At 70.2% G+C, this 21,108-nt stretch carries 22 protein-coding genes and 1 tRNA gene; 18 read left to right on the forward strand and 5 right to left on the reverse strand.

The annotated features are described in order from the left end of the window. Window positions 1–5: 5 nt before the first annotated feature. Complete coding sequence (locus KUA19_RS24425; protein WP_217399385.1) at window positions 6–818, reverse strand: DUF881 domain-containing protein; 813 nt, start codon at window positions 816–818, stop codon at window positions 6–8. A gap of 117 nt (window positions 819–935) precedes the next feature. On the opposite strand from KUA19_RS24425, the gene KUA19_RS24430 reads away from it, so the two are divergent. The 7 genes from KUA19_RS24430 to KUA19_RS24460 all read left to right on the forward strand — a co-directional run bounded on the left by KUA19_RS24430 (window position 936) and on the right by KUA19_RS24460 (window position 9,273). Continuing rightward, entirely contained in the window at window positions 936–1,199 is a 264-nt protein-coding gene (locus tag KUA19_RS24430) for a cell division protein CrgA (protein WP_217399387.1), read from the forward strand. 189 nt (window positions 1,200–1,388) lie between these two features. Then, window positions 1,389–3,527, forward strand: coding sequence for a (Fe-S)-binding protein (locus KUA19_RS24435; protein ID WP_217399389.1), 2,139 nt, complete (start codon window positions 1,389–1,391; stop codon window positions 3,525–3,527). Window positions 3,528–3,724: 197 nt separating this feature from the next. Further along, complete coding sequence (locus KUA19_RS24440; RefSeq protein ID WP_254550073.1) at window positions 3,725–5,014, forward strand: hemolysin family protein; 1,290 nt, start codon at window positions 3,725–3,727, stop codon at window positions 5,012–5,014. Continuing rightward, window positions 5,011–6,024: a hemolysin family protein gene (locus KUA19_RS24445; RefSeq protein WP_217399393.1), complete on the forward strand. Its 1,014-nt coding sequence runs from the start codon at window positions 5,011–5,013 to the stop codon at window positions 6,022–6,024. Before KUA19_RS24440 ends, KUA19_RS24445 begins: the two co-directional genes overlap by 4 nt. A 198-nt stretch (window positions 6,025–6,222) precedes the next feature. Next, window positions 6,223–7,263: a C40 family peptidase gene (locus KUA19_RS24450; protein WP_217399395.1), complete on the forward strand. Its 1,041-nt coding sequence runs from the start codon at window positions 6,223–6,225 to the stop codon at window positions 7,261–7,263. Window positions 7,264–7,395: 132 nt separating this feature from the next. Beyond that, on the forward strand, window positions 7,396–8,193 hold the full coding sequence (locus KUA19_RS44635) for a LamG-like jellyroll fold domain-containing protein (RefSeq protein WP_217399397.1): 798 nt from the start codon (window positions 7,396–7,398) through the stop codon (window positions 8,191–8,193). Between the two features lie 141 nt (window positions 8,194–8,334). After that, window positions 8,335–9,273 (forward strand): C40 family peptidase, encoded by a 939-nt coding sequence (locus KUA19_RS24460; protein WP_217399398.1) that lies wholly within the window; start codon window positions 8,335–8,337, stop codon window positions 9,271–9,273. A gap of 157 nt (window positions 9,274–9,430) precedes the next feature. Here the strand turns inward: KUA19_RS24460 and KUA19_RS24465 are convergent, their stop codons facing one another. Next, the gene (locus KUA19_RS24465; RefSeq protein ID WP_217399400.1) at window positions 9,431–10,138 is read right to left on the reverse strand and encodes an NUDIX hydrolase; all 708 of its coding nucleotides are present in this window, start codon (window positions 10,136–10,138) and stop codon (window positions 9,431–9,433) included. 90 nt (window positions 10,139–10,228) lie between these two features. On the opposite strand from KUA19_RS24465, the gene KUA19_RS24470 reads away from it, so the two are divergent. The 7 genes from KUA19_RS24470 to KUA19_RS24500 all read left to right on the forward strand — a co-directional run bounded on the left by KUA19_RS24470 (window position 10,229) and on the right by KUA19_RS24500 (window position 16,059). Further along, window positions 10,229–11,266 carry an SPFH domain-containing protein gene (locus tag KUA19_RS24470; protein WP_217399402.1) on the forward strand — a complete coding sequence of 346 codons (1,038 nt, stop codon included), beginning with the start codon at window positions 10,229–10,231 and terminating at the stop codon, window positions 11,264–11,266. Then, window positions 11,263–12,213 (forward strand): diacylglycerol kinase catalytic domain-containing protein, encoded by a 951-nt coding sequence (locus KUA19_RS24475; RefSeq protein WP_217399404.1) that lies wholly within the window; start codon window positions 11,263–11,265, stop codon window positions 12,211–12,213. The genes KUA19_RS24470 and KUA19_RS24475 overlap by 4 nt, the downstream gene beginning before the upstream one ends. Before the next feature lie 52 nt (window positions 12,214–12,265). Next, window positions 12,266–12,895 carry a TetR family transcriptional regulator C-terminal domain-containing protein gene (locus tag KUA19_RS24480; RefSeq protein WP_217399406.1) on the forward strand — a complete coding sequence of 210 codons (630 nt, stop codon included), beginning with the start codon at window positions 12,266–12,268 and terminating at the stop codon, window positions 12,893–12,895. Between the two features lie 12 nt (window positions 12,896–12,907). Continuing rightward, on the forward strand, window positions 12,908–13,345 hold the full coding sequence (locus tag KUA19_RS24485) for an acyl-CoA thioesterase (protein WP_217399407.1): 438 nt from the start codon (window positions 12,908–12,910) through the stop codon (window positions 13,343–13,345). A 127-nt stretch (window positions 13,346–13,472) separates the two neighbouring features. Further along, on the forward strand, window positions 13,473–14,354 hold the full coding sequence (locus KUA19_RS24490) for a polysaccharide deacetylase family protein (RefSeq protein ID WP_308167617.1): 882 nt from the start codon (window positions 13,473–13,475) through the stop codon (window positions 14,352–14,354). A 70-nt stretch (window positions 14,355–14,424) separates the two neighbouring features. Beyond that, a complete protein-coding gene (locus KUA19_RS24495; protein ID WP_217399411.1) occupies window positions 14,425–14,946 on the forward strand; it encodes a hypothetical protein in 522 nt (173 codons plus the stop codon). Between the two features lie 93 nt (window positions 14,947–15,039). Next, window positions 15,040–16,059, forward strand: coding sequence for a hypothetical protein (locus KUA19_RS24500; RefSeq protein ID WP_217399413.1), 1,020 nt, complete (start codon window positions 15,040–15,042; stop codon window positions 16,057–16,059). A 3-nt stretch (window positions 16,060–16,062) separates the two neighbouring features. Here the strand turns inward: KUA19_RS24500 and KUA19_RS24505 are convergent, their stop codons facing one another. After that, window positions 16,063–16,848 carry an alpha/beta fold hydrolase gene (locus KUA19_RS24505; protein WP_217399415.1) on the reverse strand — a complete coding sequence of 262 codons (786 nt, stop codon included), beginning with the start codon at window positions 16,846–16,848 and terminating at the stop codon, window positions 16,063–16,065. Between the two features lie 66 nt (window positions 16,849–16,914). On the opposite strand from KUA19_RS24505, the gene KUA19_RS24510 reads away from it, so the two are divergent. Together KUA19_RS24510 and KUA19_RS24515 are read left to right on the forward strand one after the other, a co-directional pair. After that, window positions 16,915–17,619, forward strand: a complete 705-nt coding sequence (locus KUA19_RS24510; RefSeq protein ID WP_217399417.1) for a hypothetical protein — start codon at window positions 16,915–16,917, stop codon at window positions 17,617–17,619. A gap of 74 nt (window positions 17,620–17,693) precedes the next feature. After that, the gene (locus KUA19_RS24515; protein WP_217399419.1) at window positions 17,694–18,137 is read left to right on the forward strand and encodes a hypothetical protein; all 444 of its coding nucleotides are present in this window, start codon (window positions 17,694–17,696) and stop codon (window positions 18,135–18,137) included. A gap of 105 nt (window positions 18,138–18,242) precedes the next feature. Here the strand turns inward: KUA19_RS24515 and KUA19_RS24520 are convergent. Both KUA19_RS24520 and KUA19_RS24525 read right to left on the reverse strand, forming a co-directional pair. Next, window positions 18,243–18,316: transfer RNA gene (locus KUA19_RS24520), tRNA-Gly, on the reverse strand. A 72-nt stretch (window positions 18,317–18,388) separates the two neighbouring features. Then, window positions 18,389–18,901 carry a pyridoxamine 5'-phosphate oxidase family protein gene (locus tag KUA19_RS24525; protein WP_217399421.1) on the reverse strand — a complete coding sequence of 171 codons (513 nt, stop codon included), beginning with the start codon at window positions 18,899–18,901 and terminating at the stop codon, window positions 18,389–18,391. 320 nt (window positions 18,902–19,221) lie between these two features. Between KUA19_RS24525 and dcd the strand changes: the two genes are divergently transcribed. Further along, window positions 19,222–19,815 carry a dCTP deaminase gene (gene dcd, locus KUA19_RS24530; protein ID WP_217399423.1) on the forward strand — a complete coding sequence of 198 codons (594 nt, stop codon included), beginning with the start codon at window positions 19,222–19,224 and terminating at the stop codon, window positions 19,813–19,815. A 170-nt stretch (window positions 19,816–19,985) separates the two neighbouring features. Beyond that, window positions 19,986–21,107, forward strand: a complete 1,122-nt coding sequence (locus KUA19_RS24535; RefSeq protein ID WP_217399425.1) for a PP2C family protein-serine/threonine phosphatase — start codon at window positions 19,986–19,988, stop codon at window positions 21,105–21,107. The last annotated feature ends 1 nt before the right edge of the window (window position 21,108 follow it).

Below are 21,108 nucleotides of genomic sequence, written 5' to 3' on the forward strand. Positions count from 1 at the left end.
CTGCCTCAGCGCTGGTGCGGGACGGAGGCGTGCCGCAGCTCAACCGACCCCTGGTATGGGGGCGCGACGATGTTCGTCTCCGTGCTGACGCTATAACCCAGACCGTAGTCGCGTACAGCGGCGCGGAACGCCTGCACGCCGGGGGCCGCGTCGAGCGCCGCGCGCAGCTTGGCCGGGTCGCCGATCGCGGAGATCACGAACTCGGGGGAGTATCGGCGGCCGTCGAGCAGCAGCGTGTTGCCGACGCACTGGACGGCGGTGGTGGTGATGACCCGCTGGCCCATGATGGTCATGGCCTCGGCGCCGCCCGCCCACAGGGCATTGACGACCGCCTGCACGTCCTGCTGGTGCACGACGAGGTCGTCCTGGCTGGCCGCGTCGGGGGTCTGCGCGCTCTTCGGGGCGTCGTTGAGGCGGACCGTCAGGCCTGGCCCGTGCACGCCGGAGAGCCCGGCGGCGGGCAGGTAACCGGCGCCGCGCCCCTGCTGCTCGATGATCGCGCCGTCGCCGCCCGCCTGCGTACGCGTGATCGTGTCGATTTCGTTGCGCAGCTGCTCGGCCCGGGTCTTGGCCCGGTCGGCCTCGGCCTGCTTCTTGTCGATCAGCTCGGACAGCTCCACCCGCCGGTCTTCGCGCAGCGCGAAACCCCCGGAGGCCGTCGCGCTCAGCGTGAACAGCAGACCGGCCAGCATCGCGATAAGTGGCACGCCGAGGGTCCAGCCGGTGCGCCCGTGCCCCGGGCGGCGGCCCGGACGGAACGCGCGCAGGGCCCTGAACACGGCTTTTCGCCACGACGAGGTGCCGGATGTGTATTCCAACACTCCCCCTTCGTGCCAAACTGCGATGACCTGACTACGCTATCTGTCGAACATTATTCAGGCCCATGCCCAAGGTCACCCAGACCGGTGTGGGCAGGGCCCCTCCAGGAGACCAACGTGCCGAAGTCGCAGGTCCGCAAGAAGAAGATCTACACGCCGCCGTCCGACGTGCTGCCGACCACTACGGCCGCGGAGAAGCGACCGAGCCCGATCTGGCTGCCGATCACAGCGGTCTCACTGATCGTCTTCGGTATCGCTTGGCTGGTCGTTTACTACCTGTCCAGCACGGAGTATCCGGTTGCCGGCTGGGGCTACTGGAACCTGGCCGTCGGGTTCGGTGCGATGGTGACCGCTCTCGGCCTGCTGTCGAAGTGGCGCTGACGCACCGACGTTCTTCCATCTGTTTCAGCCCCGCCCCGCTCGCCTCAACAGGCGGGCGGGGTCTGGGCAGTTGTGCCCACCCTCACATTACTGAACGGTAACTAGGGCGTAGGCTCTGTTTGGTCTAGAAGTGTCGGATAGACGTATGGGTTAGACAGGGCTGATACCAGGGCGCAGGGAGGCGTGGGTATGGGCGTGGTGCAGATCGTCAGCACGGTGTTGGCGTTCGCGGTGACCGCGGTCGCCGTAGTGCTCGTCGTGCGGGCGGTGCGGCAGATGCTGGCCGTGATCAGGCTGGGACAGCCCGACCCGACGCGCTCGAACGACCGGGGCACGCGCACGGTGACGATGCTGCGCGAGACGTTCGGGCACACGAAGATGCTGACCTGGACGTGGGTGGGTGCCGCCCACTGGATCGTGATGATCAGCTTCATCGTGCTGTCGGCGCTGGTCCTGGGCGCCTACTTCGAGGTGATCAACCCGGAGTGGGAACTGCCGATCCTCGGCAACTGGGCGCCGTTCCTGTTCGTCACCGAGTGGCTGGGCATCCTCGGCATCGTCTCGATCATCACGCTGATCGCGATCCGGTTGCGCAACCTGCCCTCGCGCACCTCGCGGTCGCGGTTCGCCGGCTCCACGATGTGGCAGGCCTACTTCGTCGAGTACGTCATCCTCGCCGTGCTGATCCTGGGGTTCCTGATCCGCGGCTTCAAGGTCGCCAACGGCTGGTTCCACGCCCCCGGCTGGGCCACCCCGCTCTCGCACGCACTCGGCGACGTGCTGCCCGCCTGGCCGAACGGCATCACCATCACGGCCCTGGTGAAGATCGGTGTGTCGATGGCATGGGCGATCACCATCGGCCTGAACGTGACCATGGGCGTGGCCTGGCACCGCTTCCTGGCCTTCTTCAACATCTTCTTCAAGCGCAACGCCGACGGCGCCCCCGCGCTCGGCGCGCTCAAGCCGATGACCTCGGCGGGCAAGCCGATCGACCTGGAGGAAGCCGACCCGGAGCAGGACACCTTCGGTGTCTCCCAGGTCGAGCACTTCGGGTGGAAGGGTCTGCTGGACTTCTCCACCTGCACCGAATGCGGCCGCTGCCAGTCGCAGTGCCCGGCGTGGAACACCGGCAAGCCGCTGTCGCCGAAGCTGGTGGTGCTGTCGCTGCGCGACCACGCCTACGCCAAGGCGCCGTACCTGCTCGCCGGCGGCGGCAAGGACCTCAGCGGGGACGAGAAGGGCACGGCGGAGCAGCTGGCGAAGGTCAACGTCCTGGCCCTGGCCGAGGCGGAGCGGCCGCTGATCGGCGGCGCGGACGAGCTCGGCGTCATCGACCCGGACGCGCTGTGGGCGTGCACCACCTGCGGGGCGTGCGTGGAGCAGTGCCCGGTCGACATCGAGCACGTGGACCACATCGTCGACATGCGCCGCTACCAGGTGATGATCGAGTCGAGCTTCCCGGCCGAGGCCGGGGCGATGCTGCGCAACCTGGAGAACAAGGGCAACCCGTGGGGCGCCCCGCCGAACACCCGCGAGGACTGGACCAAGGGCCTGGACTTCGCCGTGCCGCGCGTCGGTGAGACCGAGTCGTTCGAGTACCTGTTCTGGGTCGGCTGCGCCGGGGCGTTCGAGGACAAGGCCAAGAAGACCACCCGGGCCGTTGCGACGCTGCTCAACGAGGCCGGGGTGTCGTTCGCGATCCTGGGCAACAACGAGACCTGCACCGGCGACCCCGCCCGCCGGATCGGCAACGAGTTCGTCTACCAGATGCTCGCCCAGCAGAACGTTGAGACGATCAAGGAATCCGGCGCGCTGAAGATCGTGGCGACCTGCCCGCACTGCTTCAACACCATCGGCAACGAGTACAAGGAGCTCGGGCTGGAGGTCGAGGTGGTGCACCACACCGAGCTGCTCGCGCACCTGGTCAAGATCGGCAAGCTCACCCCGGTGACGCCGATCGAGGGCGGACTCACCTACCACGACCCGTGCTACCTGGGTCGCCACAACCGGGTGTTCACCCCGCCGCGCGAGGTCCTCGGCGCCGCCCTGGGCGGCTCGACCGCCCCGGCCATCCTGGAGATGGGCCGCCGCGAGGAGCGCTCGTTCTGCTGCGGCGCCGGCGGTGCCCGGATGTGGATGGAGGAGCGGATCGGCAAGCGGATCAACGTCGAGCGCACCGAGGAGGCCCTGGCCACCGGCGCCAAGACGATCGCGGTCGGCTGTCCGTTCTGCTCCACGATGATCACCGACGGGGTCCGGTCCAAGGGCGAGGAGAGCGTCGAGGTCATCGACGTCGCGACCGTTCTGCTCAAATCCGTCAAAGGCTGACCGCGGGGGGCGACCACCAGCGATCGGCCGCCGACCGCATCGGTAAAGGAACGTGGCATCGCCGCAGGCGATGTAGTGACGCGCCGATGCGGTCGGCTTCCAAGGCCGATCGCCGCGCCCGCGAAGGCGGGCGCCATGAAACAGTCTGGCAGAATCGGGCGCGAGGTGATCTCGCCATCGACACGCTGTTGACGATCCTGCCCCTGCTGCTGTTCGTGCTGCTGACCGCCGGCAACGCGTTCTTCGTGGCTGCCGAGTTCTCCCTCGTCACCGTCGACCGCGCCGACATCGACACGCGCGCCGACCGCGGCGACCGCGCCGCCCGGACCGTCCGGCGCGCGCTGCGCGAGCTGTCGTTCCAGCTTTCCGGCGCCCAGCTCGGCATCACGCTGACCGCACTGCTCACCGGTTACCTGGCCGAGGACGCGCTGGCGAAGCTGCTGGCGCCGCTGAAGTTGTCCACGGGCTGGAACCACGCCCTGGCACTGGGCATCGCCACGCTGTTCTCGATGCTCTTCGGCGAGCTGGTGCCCAAGAACGCGGCGCTGTCGCGGCCGATGCCGCTGGCACTGCGTACGGCGGGGCCGATGCGGGTCTTCTCGCGGATCCTCCGACCGCTGATCATGGCGCTCAACGGTTCGGCGAACTGGCTGGTCCGGCGGATGGGCATCGAGCCGCAGGAGGAACTGGCCAGCGCCCGCTCGCCGGAGGAGCTGGGACTGCTTGCGGCGATCTCGGCGCAGGCGGGCGCGCTGCCGGGGGACACGGCGCTGCTGCTGCAGCGTACGGTCCGGTTCGGGGACAAGCACGCGGCCGAGGCGATGACGCCGCGCATCGACGTGGTCGGCCTGTCCGCGGCGGCCACCGTCGCCGAGCTGTTCGACGTGGTACGCGAGACCGGCCACAGCCGCTTCCCCGTCTACGAGCAGACTCTGGACACCGTCACCGGCGTGGTCTCCGTCAACGACGCGCTGGCCGTGCCGCTGCACCGCCGGGAGGCGACCTCGGTGGCCTCGGTCGCCCGCGAACCCGTCCTGGTGCCCGGCTCGCTCGACCTGGACAAGGTGCTCGCCGCCCTGCGCGCGGGCCGCGCCGACCTCGCCATCGTGGTCGACGAGTACGGCGGCACCGACGGCGTGGTCACCATCGAGGACCTGGTCGAGGAGCTGGTGGGCGAGATCGCCGACGAGCACGACACCGCCGAGGAGGAGGAGTCCGGCTCGGTGGAGGTGACCGTCCCCGGCGGCGTACGCACCTGGCTGGTGGACGGCATGCTGCGCGAGGACGAACTGGACGAGCAGACCGGCTTCCGCCTGCCGGAGGGCCCCTACGAGACGCTGGGCGGCTTCCTGATGGCCGAGCTGGGCCGCATCCCGGTGGTCGGCGATGTCGTCGACGTGCACGGCTGGGAGTTCACCGTGGTGGAGATGGACCGGCACCGGGTCGAGCTGGTCCGCCTGGCGCAGCTCGCGGGGGACGACGAGTGACCAACATCCTGATCACCATCGGGCTGCTGCTCGGCAACGCCTTCTTCGTCGGCGCGGAGTTCGCGCTGATCGCGTCCCGGCGTACCGTCATCGAGCCGAAGGCGCAGAGCTCGCGCCCGGCGGCCTGGGCGCTGTCGGCGATGAACCAGATTCCGCTCATGATCGCGGGCGCCCAACTGGGCATCACCATCTGCTCGCTGGCGCTGGGCGCGATCGCCGAGCCCGCGCTGGCCAACGTGCTCGCCCCGCCGCTACACGCCCTCGGCCTGCCGCCGAACCTGCTGCACACGGTGGCGTTCCTGACCGGCCTGCTCATCGTGGTCTTCCTGCACACGGTGCTCGGCGAGATGGTGCCGAAGAACATCACGCTGGCCGGGCCGGAGGCGAGCGTGCTGTGGCTCGGTCCGCCGATGCTGGCCTTCTGCGTGGCGACCAAGCCGCTGCTGCTGGCGATGAAGTGGGCGTCGCGGCAGGTGCTGCGGCTGTGGCGGATTCCAGCGGCCGACGCGGTCAAGACCGTGTTCACCGCCGAGGAGCTGGCCGGGCTGGTGGCGCAGGCACGCACCGAGGGGTTGCTCGATCCGGAGCAGCACGCCCGGATCGCGGGGGCGCTGGCGCTGCATCAGCGCACCGCCGCCGACGCGCTGCGCCCGTGGTCGTCGGTCACCATCGTCACCGACGACACGTCTCCGGCGACGCTGGAGGTGCTGGCCACCCGCACCGGCCGGTCGCGGTTCCCGGTGGTGGCCCGCGGCACCCGGCGGGTGCTCGGGTTCGTGCACGTCAAGGACATCATCGGGCTCGACGGGGCGGCGCGGCGCGAGCCGATCCCGCAGCGGTTGGTGCGCACTTTGGCCGTGGTGCCGCCGGAGCGTTCACTCGCCGAGCTGCTGTTGGCGATGCGCCGCGAGCGGCGGCACATCGTGCTGGTCAGCGACGGACCGGTGCCGGTCGGTGTGGTGACGCTCGACGATGTCCTGACCGCCATCATGGCCCCGAGCGCCGTCTGATCACGTCTGACGCTGCGTGACATCGGCGCAGCTCAGCGAAGTTGTCGCGTCAGCAGCTTGAAACCGGCTCACCTTGTTTCCTAGGGTTGGTGACCGACTGCCGCGTACGCCTGGTTGTTACCCCCTGCAACCCCGTGGCGGTCACCGCGGCCGGGTCTCCTCAACCCTCCGGCTGCGGTCGGCGGCAAAGGAGATCAGGTGTCCCCCCTCCGTACCGCGCGCAGACGTCCGCGGCGGCTGCTCCTTCTCGCTGCGGCGATGGCCGCCAGCCTGCTCAGCGGGCTGTTCGTGGGGCTGGTGCCGGCGACGCCGGCACATGCCGAGCCGTCGCTGGCCGAGATCGAGGCCGAGATCGCCAAGCAGTGGAACCAGCTCGAGCCGATCATCGAGGAGTACAACAAGGCCCACAGCGATCTGCTGAAGTCGAAGAAGAAGGCCGCGGCGATCGATGCCAAGCTGCAGCCGCTGCGGCTCACCGTCGAGGTGACCCGGACCCGGGTGGGCGCCATCGCCGCCGAGTACTACAAGGGCGGGCGCAACCAGGAGCTCAACTCGCTGCTGTCCAGCGGTTCGCCGAAGCAGTTCGCCGAGCAGCTGTCGATCCTGACGTACCTGGCGCACTCGAAGCAGGAGCAGATCTCCGCGACGACCGAGGCGAAGGCCAAGTTCGACCAGCAGAAGGCAGAGCTGGACGCGATCATCGTGGACCAGGCCAAGAAGGACGCCGAGGTCGGGGCCAAGAAGAAGGCCATCGAGACCGAGGTGAACCGGCTGCAGGCGCTGCGGCTCAAGGCCTACGGCAGTGGCGCGCCCGGTGGCGACTACAAGATCGGCAAGCTCTGCCCGGCCACCGCGATCGGCGGCGACGGGCAGAAGGTGGCCGTCGCCGCGTGCAAGCAGATCGGCAAGAGCTACGTCTTCGGTGACCCGGAGGAGCTGTCCAAGCTCCCGCAGGCGCACTACGACTGCTCGGGCCTGACCCAGTGGGCCTGGTACCAGGTCGGGGTGAAGCTGACCCACTACACCAAGGACCAGTGGACCGAGGGCAAGCGGGTGAGCACGCCGCAAACCGGCGACCTGGTGTTCTTCTTCCCGAACGACGGCCTGCACCACGTCGGGCTCTACGTCGGCAAGGTGAACGGCCGCGGGGTCATGGTGCACGCGCCGCACACCGGTGACGTGGTGCGCATGGCGTACATCGACACCATGCCGATCGCGGGTTACATCCGGCCCAGCTGACGCTGTTCCGACAGCTCATGCCGACCGCCGGGCCATTGTGGCCCGGCGGTCGGCGTTTGCGCCCGTGCGGGCCGGTGCACGCCCCGCTCGGCCGGTGTCTGGGCGTCGCCGCCCTGTGGTAGACCTGTCCGGGTGCGGCAGATCAAGTGGTGGCAGGTGGTACTCGTACTCGTGCTGATCGGGGCCGGGGGCGCGATCGCGTTCCTGGTGAGCCGGTCCGGCGACGAACCGCGGGCCACCCCGGCGCCCTCAGCGACCCCGTCCGGATCGTCCGCGCCCTCGCCGCGGCCGAACCCCGGCACCGGCCTGCGGCTCGACTTCGACGGCGGCCTGGACCGCAGCGGCGCCGGACTCACCCTGACGAAGAAGGCGCAGCAGGGCGGCGAGCTCACGTTCGTCGCGCACGACGCCGGGCTCGCGGTGCGGTTCCCGGAGACCTGCCACGCGGCGGCCGAGGACAGCTGCCCGCGGGCGATTCTGGAGGTGGCCGACAGCGCGGGGCTCAACCCGGGCCTGCGGCCGCTGCACTGGGGCGCGGCGGTCCTGATGACGCCTGGCGAGACCAGCAAGGGCTCCAACGTGGTCCAGAAGGGCTACTCGATGCAGGGCACCCAGTTCAAGCTCCAGGTCGATGGGTACGAGGGCAAGCCCAGTTGCGTCATCTCCGGTCCGGTCGAGGGCCAGAACCACATCTTCGTGGCGTTGGGCAGCAAGGGCGTGGCCGACGGCGGCTGGCACCACGTCGAGTGCGTCCGCGACGGCGCCAAGCTGGCCGTCCTCATCGACGGCGCCCCGTCCGGCGAGGCCGAACTGCCCGCTGACCTGGCCATCGACAACGAAGCCCCGGTGCGTGTCGGCGGGAAGGGCGCGGCGACCAACAACGACCAGTTTCACGGCATGATCGACGACGTCTTCATCGACATCCGGTAGGCCCGTGCACACGTAGAGCCATCGAACGTGGCCGAAGTTGCGAAACGGTAACGGCCGTGCCTAACGTGGATCCTCGTGTGTAGCCATAACAGGCCCCAGTCGGGGCTAACCAGTGGACCACGGACCCCCCGCCTCCTCGCGGTGCTGGCGGTAGCCGGCGCGGCGTTGCTGCTCACCCCCGCCGTGGCGCACGCCGCGCCGTCACCGGCGGAGGTCGAGAAGCAGATCGACGAGCAGTGGAACAAGCTCGAGCCGATCGTCGAGGAGCACAACGCCACGAAGATCAAACTCGCCCGGCAGCAGGAGAAGGCGCGGGCGCTGAACACGCAGCTCGCCCCGCTGGAGCTGCAGGTGCAGGTCACTCGGACCCGGATCGGCACCTTCGCCGACCACCTGTACCGAGGTGGCCAGCTGGCCCAGGTGAACCTGTTCCTGTCCCGGGGCGACAGTCGCGAGACGGCCCGGCGCCTGACCATGGTGGGTCAGGTCGCACGGGAGAAGCAGGCCCGGATCGCCGACGTGCTCGCCGCCAAGGCGGAGCTCGAGAAGGTCAAGGAGCCGCTGGACGTCCTGGTCGCGCAGCTCAGCAAGGTCGAGGCCGAACAGGCGGCCCGAGCCAAGGTGATCGAGTCCGAGATCGCCAAGTTGAACAAGCTGCGGTTGCAGGCATACTCCAGCGGCAGCGGGTTGGGCGAGTTGCGACCCGCGCCGTGCCCGGCGTCGTACCCGGGCGGCGACGCGGCGAAGGCCGCGCAGTTCGCCTGCCGTCAGATCGGCAAGGACTACGTCTGGGGCTCGGCGGGGCCGAACACCTTCGACTGCTCCGGCCTGGTGATGGCGGCTTGGGACAGCGTCGGGGTGTCCCTGCCGCACAACGCGAAGGCGCAGCGCTCGAAGATCAAATCTGTCAGCCGGGCCGACCTGCGCCCCGGTGACCTGGTCTTCTACTACAGCGACCTGCACCATGTCGGCATGTACGTCGGCGGCGGCTGGATCGTCCACGCCTCCCGACCAGGCAAACCGATCGCCATGCGCAAAATGGACGACGGCAATATCCACAGTTTCGGCCGCCCGGCCTGAGCTGCTCCGTCGTGAGGGCCGACGCGTTCGCGTCGGCCCTCACGACGTCTCAGGTCGCCCTCAAGATCGGTGCAGTTTCGGGGAAAGTGCGGCAATCGCGCCCAAGATTCGTGCACCTTCCCCGAACCCACATGATCGATCGAGGCGGTGCCGGGGCTCAGGACGTCGGGCGGAGCATCGGCGGGTGTAGGAGCTGGGCGGAGCCGCGGCGGAACAGTTGCGCCGGGCGGCCCCGCTCAGCGGCGACGGAGCGGCCCACCGGCTCCACGAAGCCGGGCGTGCCGGTCACCTTGCGGTGGAAGTTGCGGGGGTCGAGTCTGGCGCCCCAGACCGCCTCGTACACCGCGCGCAGCTCGGTGATGGTGAACTCGGGTGGGCAGAACGCCGTGGCCAGCGCCGAGTACTCCAGCTTGGCGCGGGCCCGTTCGATGCCGTCGGCCAGGATGCGGGCGTGGTCGAAGGCGAGCTCGTCGACCTCGGCCAGCGCCACCCAGTCGGCACCCGCGGCGTCGCCGCCCGCGACCGGGGCGGGCAGGTCGGGCACCAGTGCCAGGTACGCCACGGTCACCACGCGGCCACGCGGGTCCCGGTCGGGTGCGCCGTAACTGGCCAACTGCTCCAGGTGCCCCAACGGCGCGGTCAAACCGGTCTCCTCGACCAGCTCGCGCCGGGCCGCCGCGTCCAGGTCCTCCGTGCCGCGCACGAAGCCGCCGGGCAGCGCCCACGCCCCGAGGTGCGGCTCCAGCCCGCGCCGGATCAGCAGCACCTGCAGCGCGTCGTCGCGCACCGTCAGCACGACCAGGTCCGCCGTCACGGCGAACACGGGGTATTCGGTCTTCGACCCGACACCTGGAACCACCGCCATGATTTATCACCACCTTGACGAGAATGTAGCACGGAGCTTATCGTCATGGTGACGAAAAAGGGACCTGGGTTCATCCGAAAGGGACTCATCATGGCTGACGTGTCGAGACGGTTCTTCCTGCGGCACCTGCGCAGCACCCCCACCAGCTGGGTGCGCCACAGCGTGCGCGGCCGGGCCAAGCGCGCTGGGGTGGGGCTGGCGTTCTGGTACCGGCCACTCACCGCGGTGCTCAGTGAGGTGCCGATCGACGACCGCGAGCTGCCGCTGCTGTTCCACGCGCGCACCAGCGACTTCACCGACGTCACCGTGCAGGCCACGGTGACCTACCGGGTGGCGGAACCGGCGGTCGCCGTCGCCCGGCTGGACTTCTCGATCGACCCGTACCAGGGCAAGAGCGTGGGCCGGCCGCTGGAGCAGATCGCCACGCTGCTGGCCGAGCTCGCCCAGCAGCCCGCGCTCGACCTGCTCACCCGCCTGCCTCTGGCCGAGGCGCTGACCGAGGTCGCCTCGGTCCGCGAGGCGGTGACCGCCGCGCTGAGCACCGAGCCGCGCCTGGCCGACCTCGGCGTGCAGGTGGTCAGCGCCCGCGTGGTCGCCATCCGCCCGGAGCCGGAGCTGGAGCGCGCGCTGCAGACGCCGACCCGGGAGGCCGTGCAGGTCGAGGCGGACCGGGCCACCTTCGCCCGCCGGGCGCAGGCCGTCGAGCAAGAGCGCGGAATCGCGGAAAACGAGCTCAAAAACAAGATTGAGCTGGCTCGGCGCGAACAGCAGCTGGTCGAGCAGCACGGTGCCAACGCCCGCCGCAAGGCCGAACTGGACGCCGCGGCGCAGCTCGCCGACGCGCAGGGCCGAGCCGAGCGCGACCGGCTGCTCAGCGCGGCCGAGGCGGAGAAGGAGCGCACGCTGGCCGAGGCCAAGGCGGCGGGCGTACGGGCCCTCGGCGTCGCCCAGGGCGAGGCGGAGGCGGCGAAGCTGGCCGCATACCGGGACATGCCCGCCGAGGTGCTGCAGAGCCTGGCCCTGCGCGAGTTCGCCGGGCAGCTGCCGGAGATCGGGCAGCTCACCGTCACCCCGGACGTCATCACCGGCCTGCTGGCCCGTTTCGGCGCGGGTGGCGGCGACCGATGAGCGCGACGCTGGCCCCCCGGGCGGTCGTGGTGTCCCGTCGCAGCGAGCTCGACGAGCTGCTGGGACGCCACGGCACCCGGGCCGCCGCGGAGTACTTCCTGAAAGAACGGGGGAGGAAGATCTCCGAGGTGGAGGAGCGGCACGCGGCACAGCAGGCGGCGCTGGCCACGGTCAGCGCCGCCCTGCCCGCCGACTGGCGCCGCGGCCAGGTCGACCGCGACGACCTGGCCCGGTTCCTGTTCGGGCCGGAGGACGTGGTGATCACGGTCGGCCAGGACGGCCTGGTCGCGAACGCGGCCAAGTATCTCGACGGACAGCCGGTGGTCGGGGTCAATCCCGAGCCCGCGCGGTTCCCGGGCGTGCTGGCCCGCTTCTCCGCCGAGCAGGCCGCCGCGCTGCTGCGCGACGTCCCCGACGGCCGGGTGGAGGTGCAGCGGCGGGCCATGGTGCTGGCGACCCTCGACGACGGCCAGCAGCTCGGCGGGTTGAACGAGATCTACGTCGGGCACCAGTCGCACCAGTCGTCGCGATACCTGGTCACCACGCCGGAGGGCGGACGCGAGCGGCACTCGTCCTCCGGCGTGCTGGTCGGCACGGGCACCGGGGCCACCGGCTGGTGCGCCTCGGTCGCGCTGGAACGCGGGATGAACGAGACGCTGCCCGGCCCGGAGGCGAGCGAGCTGTGCTGGTTCGTCCGGGAGGCCTGGCCGTCCCAGGCCACCGGGGTGCGGTTCACGGCCGGTCGGATCGCGCCGGGGCAGCAGTTGTCGCTGACCAGTGAGAGCGAGCGCCTGGTGGTGTTCGCCGACGGCGTCGAGTCCGACCATCTGGTGCTGACGTGGGGGCAGCGGGTGGATATCGGTCCGTCGCCGCGCCACCTGCACCTGGTGATCGGGCACCCCTCGTTTTCCCGGAAACCGTCGCGTCCGGGCCGCCGGGGGAAGTGAGTTCACTCACCGATAAACAAGCGACCGGTCGGTCGTTTTGTATGGTGACCAGGTGACCGAGACAGACGGACGGCTGGCCCGTGGCGAGCGCACCCGCACCGCGGTGCTCGACGCCGCCGTGGCGCTGGCCAGCGAGGCGGGGCTGGACGGGCTGTCGCTCGGCCAGCTCGCCGAGCGGCTGCACGTCAGCAAGTCCGGTCTCTTCGCGCACTGGGCCTCGAAGGAGGAGCTGCAGCTCGCCGCGATCGAGCACGCCCGCGAGCAGTGGCGCCGCCTGATCGTCCTGCCCGCGCTGGAGCAGCCCCGCGGCGTACGCCGCCTGTTCGCCCTGCACGAGGCCCGGCTCGCCTTCTACACCGCGCGCACCCTGCCCGGCGGCTGCTTCTTCGCCAACGCCGAGTTCGAGTTCACCGGCCGCACCGGTGCCGTGCCCGACCGGCTCGTCGTCATCCTGAGCGAGTGGATCGAACTGCTGGAACGGCTCGTCACCGAGGCCGTCGAGCTGGGTGAGCTGCCGCCGACCACAGACGTGCGGCGGCTGGCCTTCGAGGTCGACGCGGCCGGGGTCGCGGCCCTGCTGCACTCCCGCCTGCTCGCCCGCAGCTGCGATGACGCCCGCCTGGCCGTGCTCGGCCGCCTGCGCGAACTGACCTCCGTACCCGATCTGCTGCCGGCACCCTGAGAGGCCCTGGATATGACCACCGCACTGCTCGACATGTCCACGGGCACCGTCCGCACCGCGACGATCCACATCGACGACCTGGACATCGTCGGCATCATGCACAACGCCCGGTATGCCCTGGTGCTGGAGCGGGCCATGTCGGAGTTCTGGGCCGAGCACGGCTACGGCTTCCGCGACGGCAGGCCGAGCAGCTCCGACATGATCGCGGCGGTTCGCGAGTTCACCATCACCTACCACGCGCCGATCCGCGGCACCGGCCCCGTCGGGGTGCAGTTCTGGCTGGACAGCATGGGTGAGACCAGTGCCGTCTACGGCTTCCGTTTCCTGTCCGAGGACGGCGCCACCGTGTACGCCGACGGCCGCCGCGTGATGGTCAAGATGGACCCCAAGGGCCGCCCCACCCCCTGGAGCCCCGAAGCTCGCACCATCGCCGCCGTCCTCCTCCGCTGACGACGCCGGAACTGTTGCCGCAGTTTCGGGGAAACTGTCTCTTCCTGGAGCCGGGTAGCCGCACTTTCCCCGAACCCGCAGCCTCGCCTGCCCAGCGGCGGCGATGGTGGGTTGGGAGGATGGTCCGGTGCGTCGGTTGGTCGGAACGCTGGTGGCGGCAGTGGTCGGGGTCGCGGCCGCGGGCTGTCGCGTCGATCCGGTCCAGCCGTGGACAGCTCCGACGCCCAGCCCCAGCCCGGTCGCGGTGACGGCAGGGCCCACCGCCGCGGCGAGTCCGAGCGCCGGACCGAGCCCGGTCGCCTCGCCGAAGGCGCTGCCCGGACAGACCAGGGCCGGGCTGCTGCCGCCGGTCGTCGAACACGGCAGCCGCAAGGAGCACCGGGTAGCGCTCACCTTCGACGCCGACATGACCGACGACATGCTGCGCCGGCTCGCGCGGGGCAAGGCCACGTCATATACCAACCTGCGCGTGCTGGACCTGCTGGAGCGGGAGCGGGTGCCCGCGACCTTCTTCCTCACCGGCAAGTGGGTGCGGCAATACCCGGAGGTGACCGCGCGCCTGGCCGCGAACCCGAGGTTCGAGCTGGCCAACCATACCTACGGGCACCAGGCGTTCACCGCGGACTGCTACGGGCTCCCGCAGATCAAGCCGGCCCAGATGACCGCCGACGTCGCGAAGACGTTCCAGCTCATCTCCGGGTACGGCGGCCGCCAGACCCGCTACTTCCGCTTCCCGGGGTTGTGTCACGACCACACCGCCCTGCGCGCGATGGCGCCGCTCGGCCTGACCGTCGTCGACGGCGACGTGGTCAGCGGTGACCCGTTCGCCGCCGACTGGCGCCCGATCGTCGCGGCGGTGAAGAAGCGGGTCCAGCCCGGCTCGATCGTGATCATGCACATCACCGAGGACAACGCCCGCTTCACCGACGAGGCGCTGCCGCACATCCTCGATCTCCTGCGCGAACGCCAGCTCCGCCCCGTGACCGTGTCCGAACTGTTGGGACGCTGAGCCCCGTCGGCGCATTGTCCCGGTTACCGGGCGGTGTTAGCGTGCCTCGCGTTCACACGGAGGGTCCTGCATGTCGCTGCACCGCAACACTGGAAAAGTCGTCCGGACCAGCCTGGTCATGCTGCTCCTGAGCGCGTTGGCCGCCGGGCTTCCGTCACTGCTGGCGCTCGTGGACCGGGAGTTCGTCCTCGGCCCGTGGTTCTGGTATCTGACCGGCGCCGTCATGGCGGTCTTCAGCCTCGGCAGCCTGTACTCCACGCTGCGCCACGAGTTCCGCCTGGAGGCGGCGGACACCGGGCTGGTGGTGCGGTGCGCCGAGATCAAGGCCGACCTTCCGTGGAGTTCGGTCGCGGCCGTCACCATCGAGCGGCCCCACTACCTCGACGGGAACGCCAGCCCCGCGGTCATCCTGTGGCTCGCGCCGGGTGTGGAGGTAAAGGCCAAGCCGAACTATCGCACCAAGGATGGAAGCCGGGCCGGGTTCCAACTGATCTCGCTCGACGACCTGGTGGAGAGCCCTGACGAGGTCGTCGCCACGCTGCGGCGGTACGGCGGGGAGAAGGTCGCCGTCCTGGCGCGACCCACCCGCTGAGGCGACTGTCCGATTTGCTGGGTCGCCGAACTTGACGTTGATCGCTAGGGTTGGCGCCACGACCAGGCAGCCCAGGGGGACGGGGAGATTCGCGTGGCCGATTCGGCGTCATACGCCATGGTGTGGGCCCGCCGTGCCACCGGCATCGGGCTGGCGGTGGCACTGCTGTTCGGGCTAGCCGCCCTGGTGACCTATCTGACCGGCCGGGCCGAGGTCGAGCACCTGGTCACCGAAGGTGTCGCGGTGCCCGCCACCGTGGTCGCGGTGCGCGCCGGCAAGATCGACACATTCGTGGTCAGGTACCGCCACGATGGCCGTACCTATACCGCGGAACTCACCGGCTCCATCGGCACGACGCTGTCGCTCGGCGAGCAACCGACGATCTACCTCGACCCGGCCGAGCCGGGCACGGTCGCCACCGCCGACGGACTGGCCAGCCGACCCGGACACTGGCTGCCGCCCGTGCTGGCCATGTTCGCGGGGCTCACCGCGTTCGTCGCGATCAGCGGGCGGATCACCACCCTGCGCCGCCGCTGGACCGAGGTGCGGCTGGACGACCTGCCCTCGACCACGCTCCGGGGCCGCCGCCGGCGCGGCGTCGTGCGCCGCCGGGACGTGGTCGCATGGATCATGCTCGGCATCGTGGCGGCCGCGCTGCCGCTCGCGATGTGGCTGAACCCGCTCGCGACCGCCCCGGTCATCGCGGGCGTGCTCGTGCCCGTCGCAGTCGCGTTCTACCTGCTCGGGCCATCGGGGAAGATCGTCGTCACGCCCCGGCGGCTCAGCCTGCACACCGCGTTCACCACCCGCCACGTCCCCCGACACCTGGTCGGCGGCGTCGACCTGGCCGACGACGACCACGTCCGGGTGCGCGTCGCCGGGCAGCGCCACCTGGCCGTGCCGATGGGTGCCGGTGCCGTCTGGGGTGACGGGCTCAACCGCCGGCCCGCGCAGCTGCGCGCGGCGGCACACGTCCGGGCGCTGCTGGAGGCCGTCCCCGCCGAGCGGACCCTCGGCGAGGTGCGCATCCGGCCCCGGATCTGCACGATCGCGCTCGGGCTCGTCTCGGGCGCCGGGTTCGTCGCCGTGGCCGTCACCGTCCTGAGCAGCTGATCCTCAGCGGCCCAGGAACGCCGTCAGCGCGTCCCGCCACTGCTGTGGGCTGTCCAGGTGCACGTCGTGGCCCGCGCCCTCGACCTCGACCGCGGTGACCTTCGGGTGCTCGGCCATCCGGGTGAACTCGTCGGCGTCCATGAAACCGGCGCTGCCGCGTACCAGCAGGATGTCGCAGTCGATGCGGGCGAACTCGGCCCACCGCGGCGCGTGCGCGCCCGCGACCGTGGCGACCATGACGTCGCGCTCGAACACCGGGCGCCAGCCGTCCGGGTGCTGCCGCAGGCCGCCCGCCCAGGCCGGGCCGACCAGTCCGCCGCCGAGGAACTCGGCCGCCGTGGCCAGGTCCGGGAACGGGACCGGCCACGACGCCAGCCAGCGGTCGATCGTGTCGGCGGTGCCGTCGCCGCCCTTCGGCCCCGCCTCCACCAGCACCAGTCGGGCGACCAGGTCAGGTCGCGTCGCCGCGGTCAGCATCGCGGTATGGCCGCCCAGCGACTGCCCGACCAGGACCACCGGTCCGATCCGGGTCAGCGCCGCGACGGTGTCGGCCACGTGAGCCTCGCGGGACACGTCGCCCGGCCGGGTCTGGCTCGCCCCGTGGCCACGGGGATCGAGCGCGTACACGTGATGGGTCGCCACCAGCCACTCCGCCGTCGCCGACCACTCCCCGGCGTAGCCGCACAGGCCCGGCAGCAGCAGCACCGCGTCCCCCGTGCCGCCGAAGTCGTGCAGCGCCAGGCGGGTCCCGTCGGGGGAGTGGAGGTCGATCACGCGCGCGTCGGTCACGGCTGCGCAGGCTAGCAGCGTTGGCGGGGCAGCGTGGTCTCGCACCGCCCCCTAGCATGGCCAGCTATGCCCCACGCCCTACAGCTGACCCGGTACCGCCTGATCTACGTGTTGATCGTGCTCACGGCTCCGCTCTGGCTGTGGCTTGCCACGGTGCCGGAGAACTGGCACGGGCTGGTCGTGCTGGCACGTCTGGCGGTGATCGGGGTCGGAGTCGTCTTCCTGGTGCGGGCCCATCGCCGTCCGGTCAGCACGAGACTCCGCTTCGACGTGGCGGACGGGGCATTCGTCACCCGGACGTACACGATTCCAGTGGTGTTGCTGTGCCTTACGGCGATGGAGGTGTGCGGGCTGAGTCTCTTCACCCGTCTCCCGCTGCTCGGCTGGTTTCTCGGCGCCCTGTCCGTGCTGGTGGCGTTCGGCACCGGCATGGTGCTGTGGCGCGGCCTGCCCGCGCTGGAACTGCATCCGGATGGAATCAGGATCGCGGGCTTAGTGCTGCGCGACGTCGAGATCCCGTGGACGCTGCTGCGTCCGGGGTTCCCGGTGCGGGGCAAGCTCTCCGATCAGACTCTGCCCCTGGTGTATGAGCAACCGCTGTCGCTACCCGCCAGACTGCGTCGTCACCGGACGCTGCAGCTGGTCTTCGAGGTCCACCCGTGGTTCCTGGCTGACGCGGTCCGCTGGTATGTCGACCATCCCGAGGATCGCGCCGCGATCGGCACCCAGGCCGAACACGACCGCCTCGTCGCCGCCCTGGGCGCGGCCTGAGCCGGATGTGCCACGGACAGGGCACGGACCCGCCAACTCGGCAGCCCTCTTGATCCCACGTTTACGATCAAGCCATGTCGTCCGGTCCGCAGCTTCCCATGTCCGCCCGGGGCGCCTTGCGGATCATGATCTTTGGCACCGGCGGACCGCAGACGAAGTCAGTGGCCGTCTGGCCGCTTCTCGGCGGGACCGCGGCCCTGATCGTCGTCCTCAGCATCCTCGAAGGCCTGATCGACGTGGTGTTCGGTGATCCGTGGCGCTGGGATCTCGGCCCCAGCATGGGGATCGCCATGTCGGGGTTTCTGGCGCCAGTGCTCCTCCAACCCATCCGACACCGTTGGCCCGCGCTGGTCGGCGGCCTCGCCGCTCTGCTCCTCGCGGTGTCGGTGCTGCGTGCCCTGCCCGCACCGCACCTGGCCGTGGTGGCGATTGGGCTGCTCACAGGTGTTGCCACCTTCGCGGGGATCACCCATTTACCCGCCTGGTTCCCGCGTAGCGGTGCAGACCCGACTGACTGAGCGTCGGCTGGGGAGACGGGCACGTAACGGGCACGACAGCCGGATAGAGATCGCGAGAAATAGAGAAGCCTGGTTGGGACTCGCGTCCTACCAGGCTTTTCGTTGTGGAGCGGGTGAAGGGAATCGAACCCTCACTGTCAGCTTGGGAAGCTGATGTTCTGCCATTGAACTACACCCGCGAGCGGTCCCCACTGTACCTGACCGCACCGCCGCAACGCACGCAGGTAAGTGCCGCGGGTCGAGGCCGCCGGTCAGGCCGCGAGAAGCTGCAGGTGGGGCCGGGCAGCTCGACGTTCGACGCGCGGCGCCGGCTCGGGAAGCGGCGCGCGCCGGTCCCGCCACAGCACCGGCAGGGTGTCGGGCTCGTGCCGGTGCAGCAGTGCGGTCTCGATGGCGAACTCGTACAGCCGCCAGTCGGCGAGCGGGGCGGCCCGGTGCGTGCGGGCCAGGTGGTCGACGGTGACCGGGCTGGTCACGGGGTAAGCGCGCCCGGTGACGCATGCTTCGACGTCGCTGTCCTCGGCCGGGTACGCGTGCAGGGCGTAGCGGCCGTCGCGATCGAGGTCGCGTCGCTTGGGCGTGTCGAGGATGAAGCAGTAGAGCCCCTCGTCGGTGACGATCGGGGACACCGGGTGCAGGCGCGGACTGCCGTCCGCGCGCACGGTCGCCAGGAAGCCCATGCCGGGCCCGTACTGGTGCAGCAGGGCGCGGATCGACGAGGCCAGCCACGGTGTGGCGGCGGCGAACTCGGACCAGGTAGCCATGTCGGGGACTTTATCGAACAAATGTTCGACTGCGCTATCGAGACACGCCTGCCGTGCCCGATCGGGTGATTTGTTGGTAAATGGCACCTCGGCGATCCCGATTTCGGGGCGCAACGTCAACTCCAACATGGGGGTACGACCACAAGCGGTGATCTCGGCACCCGGCCGTGCACATTCTTGGCCCCGGGCCCCACTTCGGGGTCCGGGGCCGTGCCCGGGGGTTCGGACACCGAGGTACTACCCGGCCGACAACGGCCTAAACCACCGCTGTGACCTGCTGATTCGTTGCGGGAAGGGAGGCTGGCACTAGGCTGGCGGTCGTGCTGCTTTCGGACCGCGACCTGGTAGCGGAGATCAAGTCGGGCCAACTCCAGCTCGATCCGTTCGAGCCGAGCCTGGTCCAGCCGTCGAGCATCGACGTGCGGCTGGACGGCCTGTTCCGGGTCTTCAACAACCACCTGTACACGCACATCGACCCGGCCGAGCGCCAGGACGATCTGACCACCATGGTCGAGGTGCGGGACGGGGAGCCGTTCGTGCTGCACCCGGGCGAGTTCGTGCTCGCCTCGACGCTCGAGGTCGTGACGTTGGGCAACCAGCTCGCGGCGCGGCTGGAGGGCAAGTCGAGCCTGGGCCGCCTCGGCCTGCTGACCCACTCGACCGCGGGCTTCATCGACCCGGGCTTCTCCGGGCACGTGACCCTGGAGCTGTCGAACGTGGCCACGCTCCCGATCCGGCTCTGGCCCGGTATGAAGATCGGCCAGCTGTGTGTACTACGCCTGTCCTCGGAGGCGGAGCACCCGTACGGTTCGACCGTGAACGGCTCGCGTTACCAGGGTCAGCGCGGCCCGACGGCGTCGCGCTCGTGGCTCAACTGGCGCACCTGGCCGACCGGAACCGGCGCGGCGGAGTAGCCCTTCCGGCATTTCGCCATCAACACGGCTGAATCATGGGCCGCATCGGACGCTTCGCTGCTGGCGACGCGTTGCCTTACTCGACTATGTCCCTTTGAAAAGCTGTCCGACCGGACAGAATGTGATCCACCAAGGGGACAATCTGAGCGTTGGGGCCAAGTTGATCAGGCATGCTGGTTGCCGTACGCATACCACTTGCCCTGTCGGGCGGACGCCCGCTCAGCCCCGGTTTCCGCGCCGGTCTCGGCGCGGCCTTCGTGCTGCTCGTTTTGATCTCCGCAGTGGAACTCGCCGACGGCAGTCCCGCCCGGTACGTGGGCCTGATGGCGACGGTTCCCTTCCTGGCAGCCGTGTTCGCACCCTGGCAGGCGGTGCTGGTCGCGGGCGGGGTGGCCACCGTCGCGGGCATGGTGTTCGCGTTCTTCAGCGGCCTGGACGACGTCCCGTCCTTCATCAACGTCATCGGGGTCGGCCTGGCCACCGGCATCGCCGCCGTGGTGGCGATGCTGCGCCAGCGACAGGCCGAGCGCATCGCCGAGTTGGCCAAGCTCGCGACCATCGCGCAGCAGGCGGTGCTGCGCACGCTGGGTCCGAAGGTCGGCACGCTGGCCGTGGCCGGTCGCTACATCTCCGCGACCGCGGCCGCCGACATCGGTGGTGACCTCTACGAAGCCCTGGACACGCCGTACGGCGTCCGCATGATCATCGGAGACGTGCGCGGAAAGGGCCTGGACGCGGTGCGTACGGCGAGCATCGTGCTCGGCTCGTACCGTCATGTGGCCTATGAGCGTGCCGACCTGCGCGCGATCGTCGCGGACCTGGACCGGGCCGTGGCCCGCAGCGTCGGCGACGAGGACTTCGTGACGGCCTGCCTGGTCGAGGAGCGCGGCGGCACGCTGACCATCGTCAACTGCGGCCACCCGGCGCCGATCCTGATCCGGCGCGGTGAGGTCATCACGCTGGATCCGCCCGCGCCCGCGCCGCCACTGGGCTTCATGCCGGTGGTACGCAGCCGGGTGGAGCGGCTGGAGCCGGGCGACCGGCTCCTGATGCTCACCGACGGTCTGGCGGAGGCGCGGCGCGACGGGGAGTTCTTCCCGATCACCGACCGCGCCCGGAAGCTGCTCGGGCACGGCACCGTCGCCGACGGGCTGGCCTCGGTCGAGTCCGCGCTCATGGAGTGGGTGCAGGACCGCCTCGACGACGACATCGCCCTGATCCTGATGGAGTACAGCGGGCCGACGCAGGCACCGGCACCGGTGCCCAGCTGGGAACTGGGCGCCGCGAACTGAC

Origin of the sequence: Catellatospora tritici (assembly GCF_019083965.1) — a bacterium.
Lineage (GTDB): Bacteria > Actinomycetota > Actinomycetes > Mycobacteriales > Micromonosporaceae > Catellatospora > Catellatospora tritici.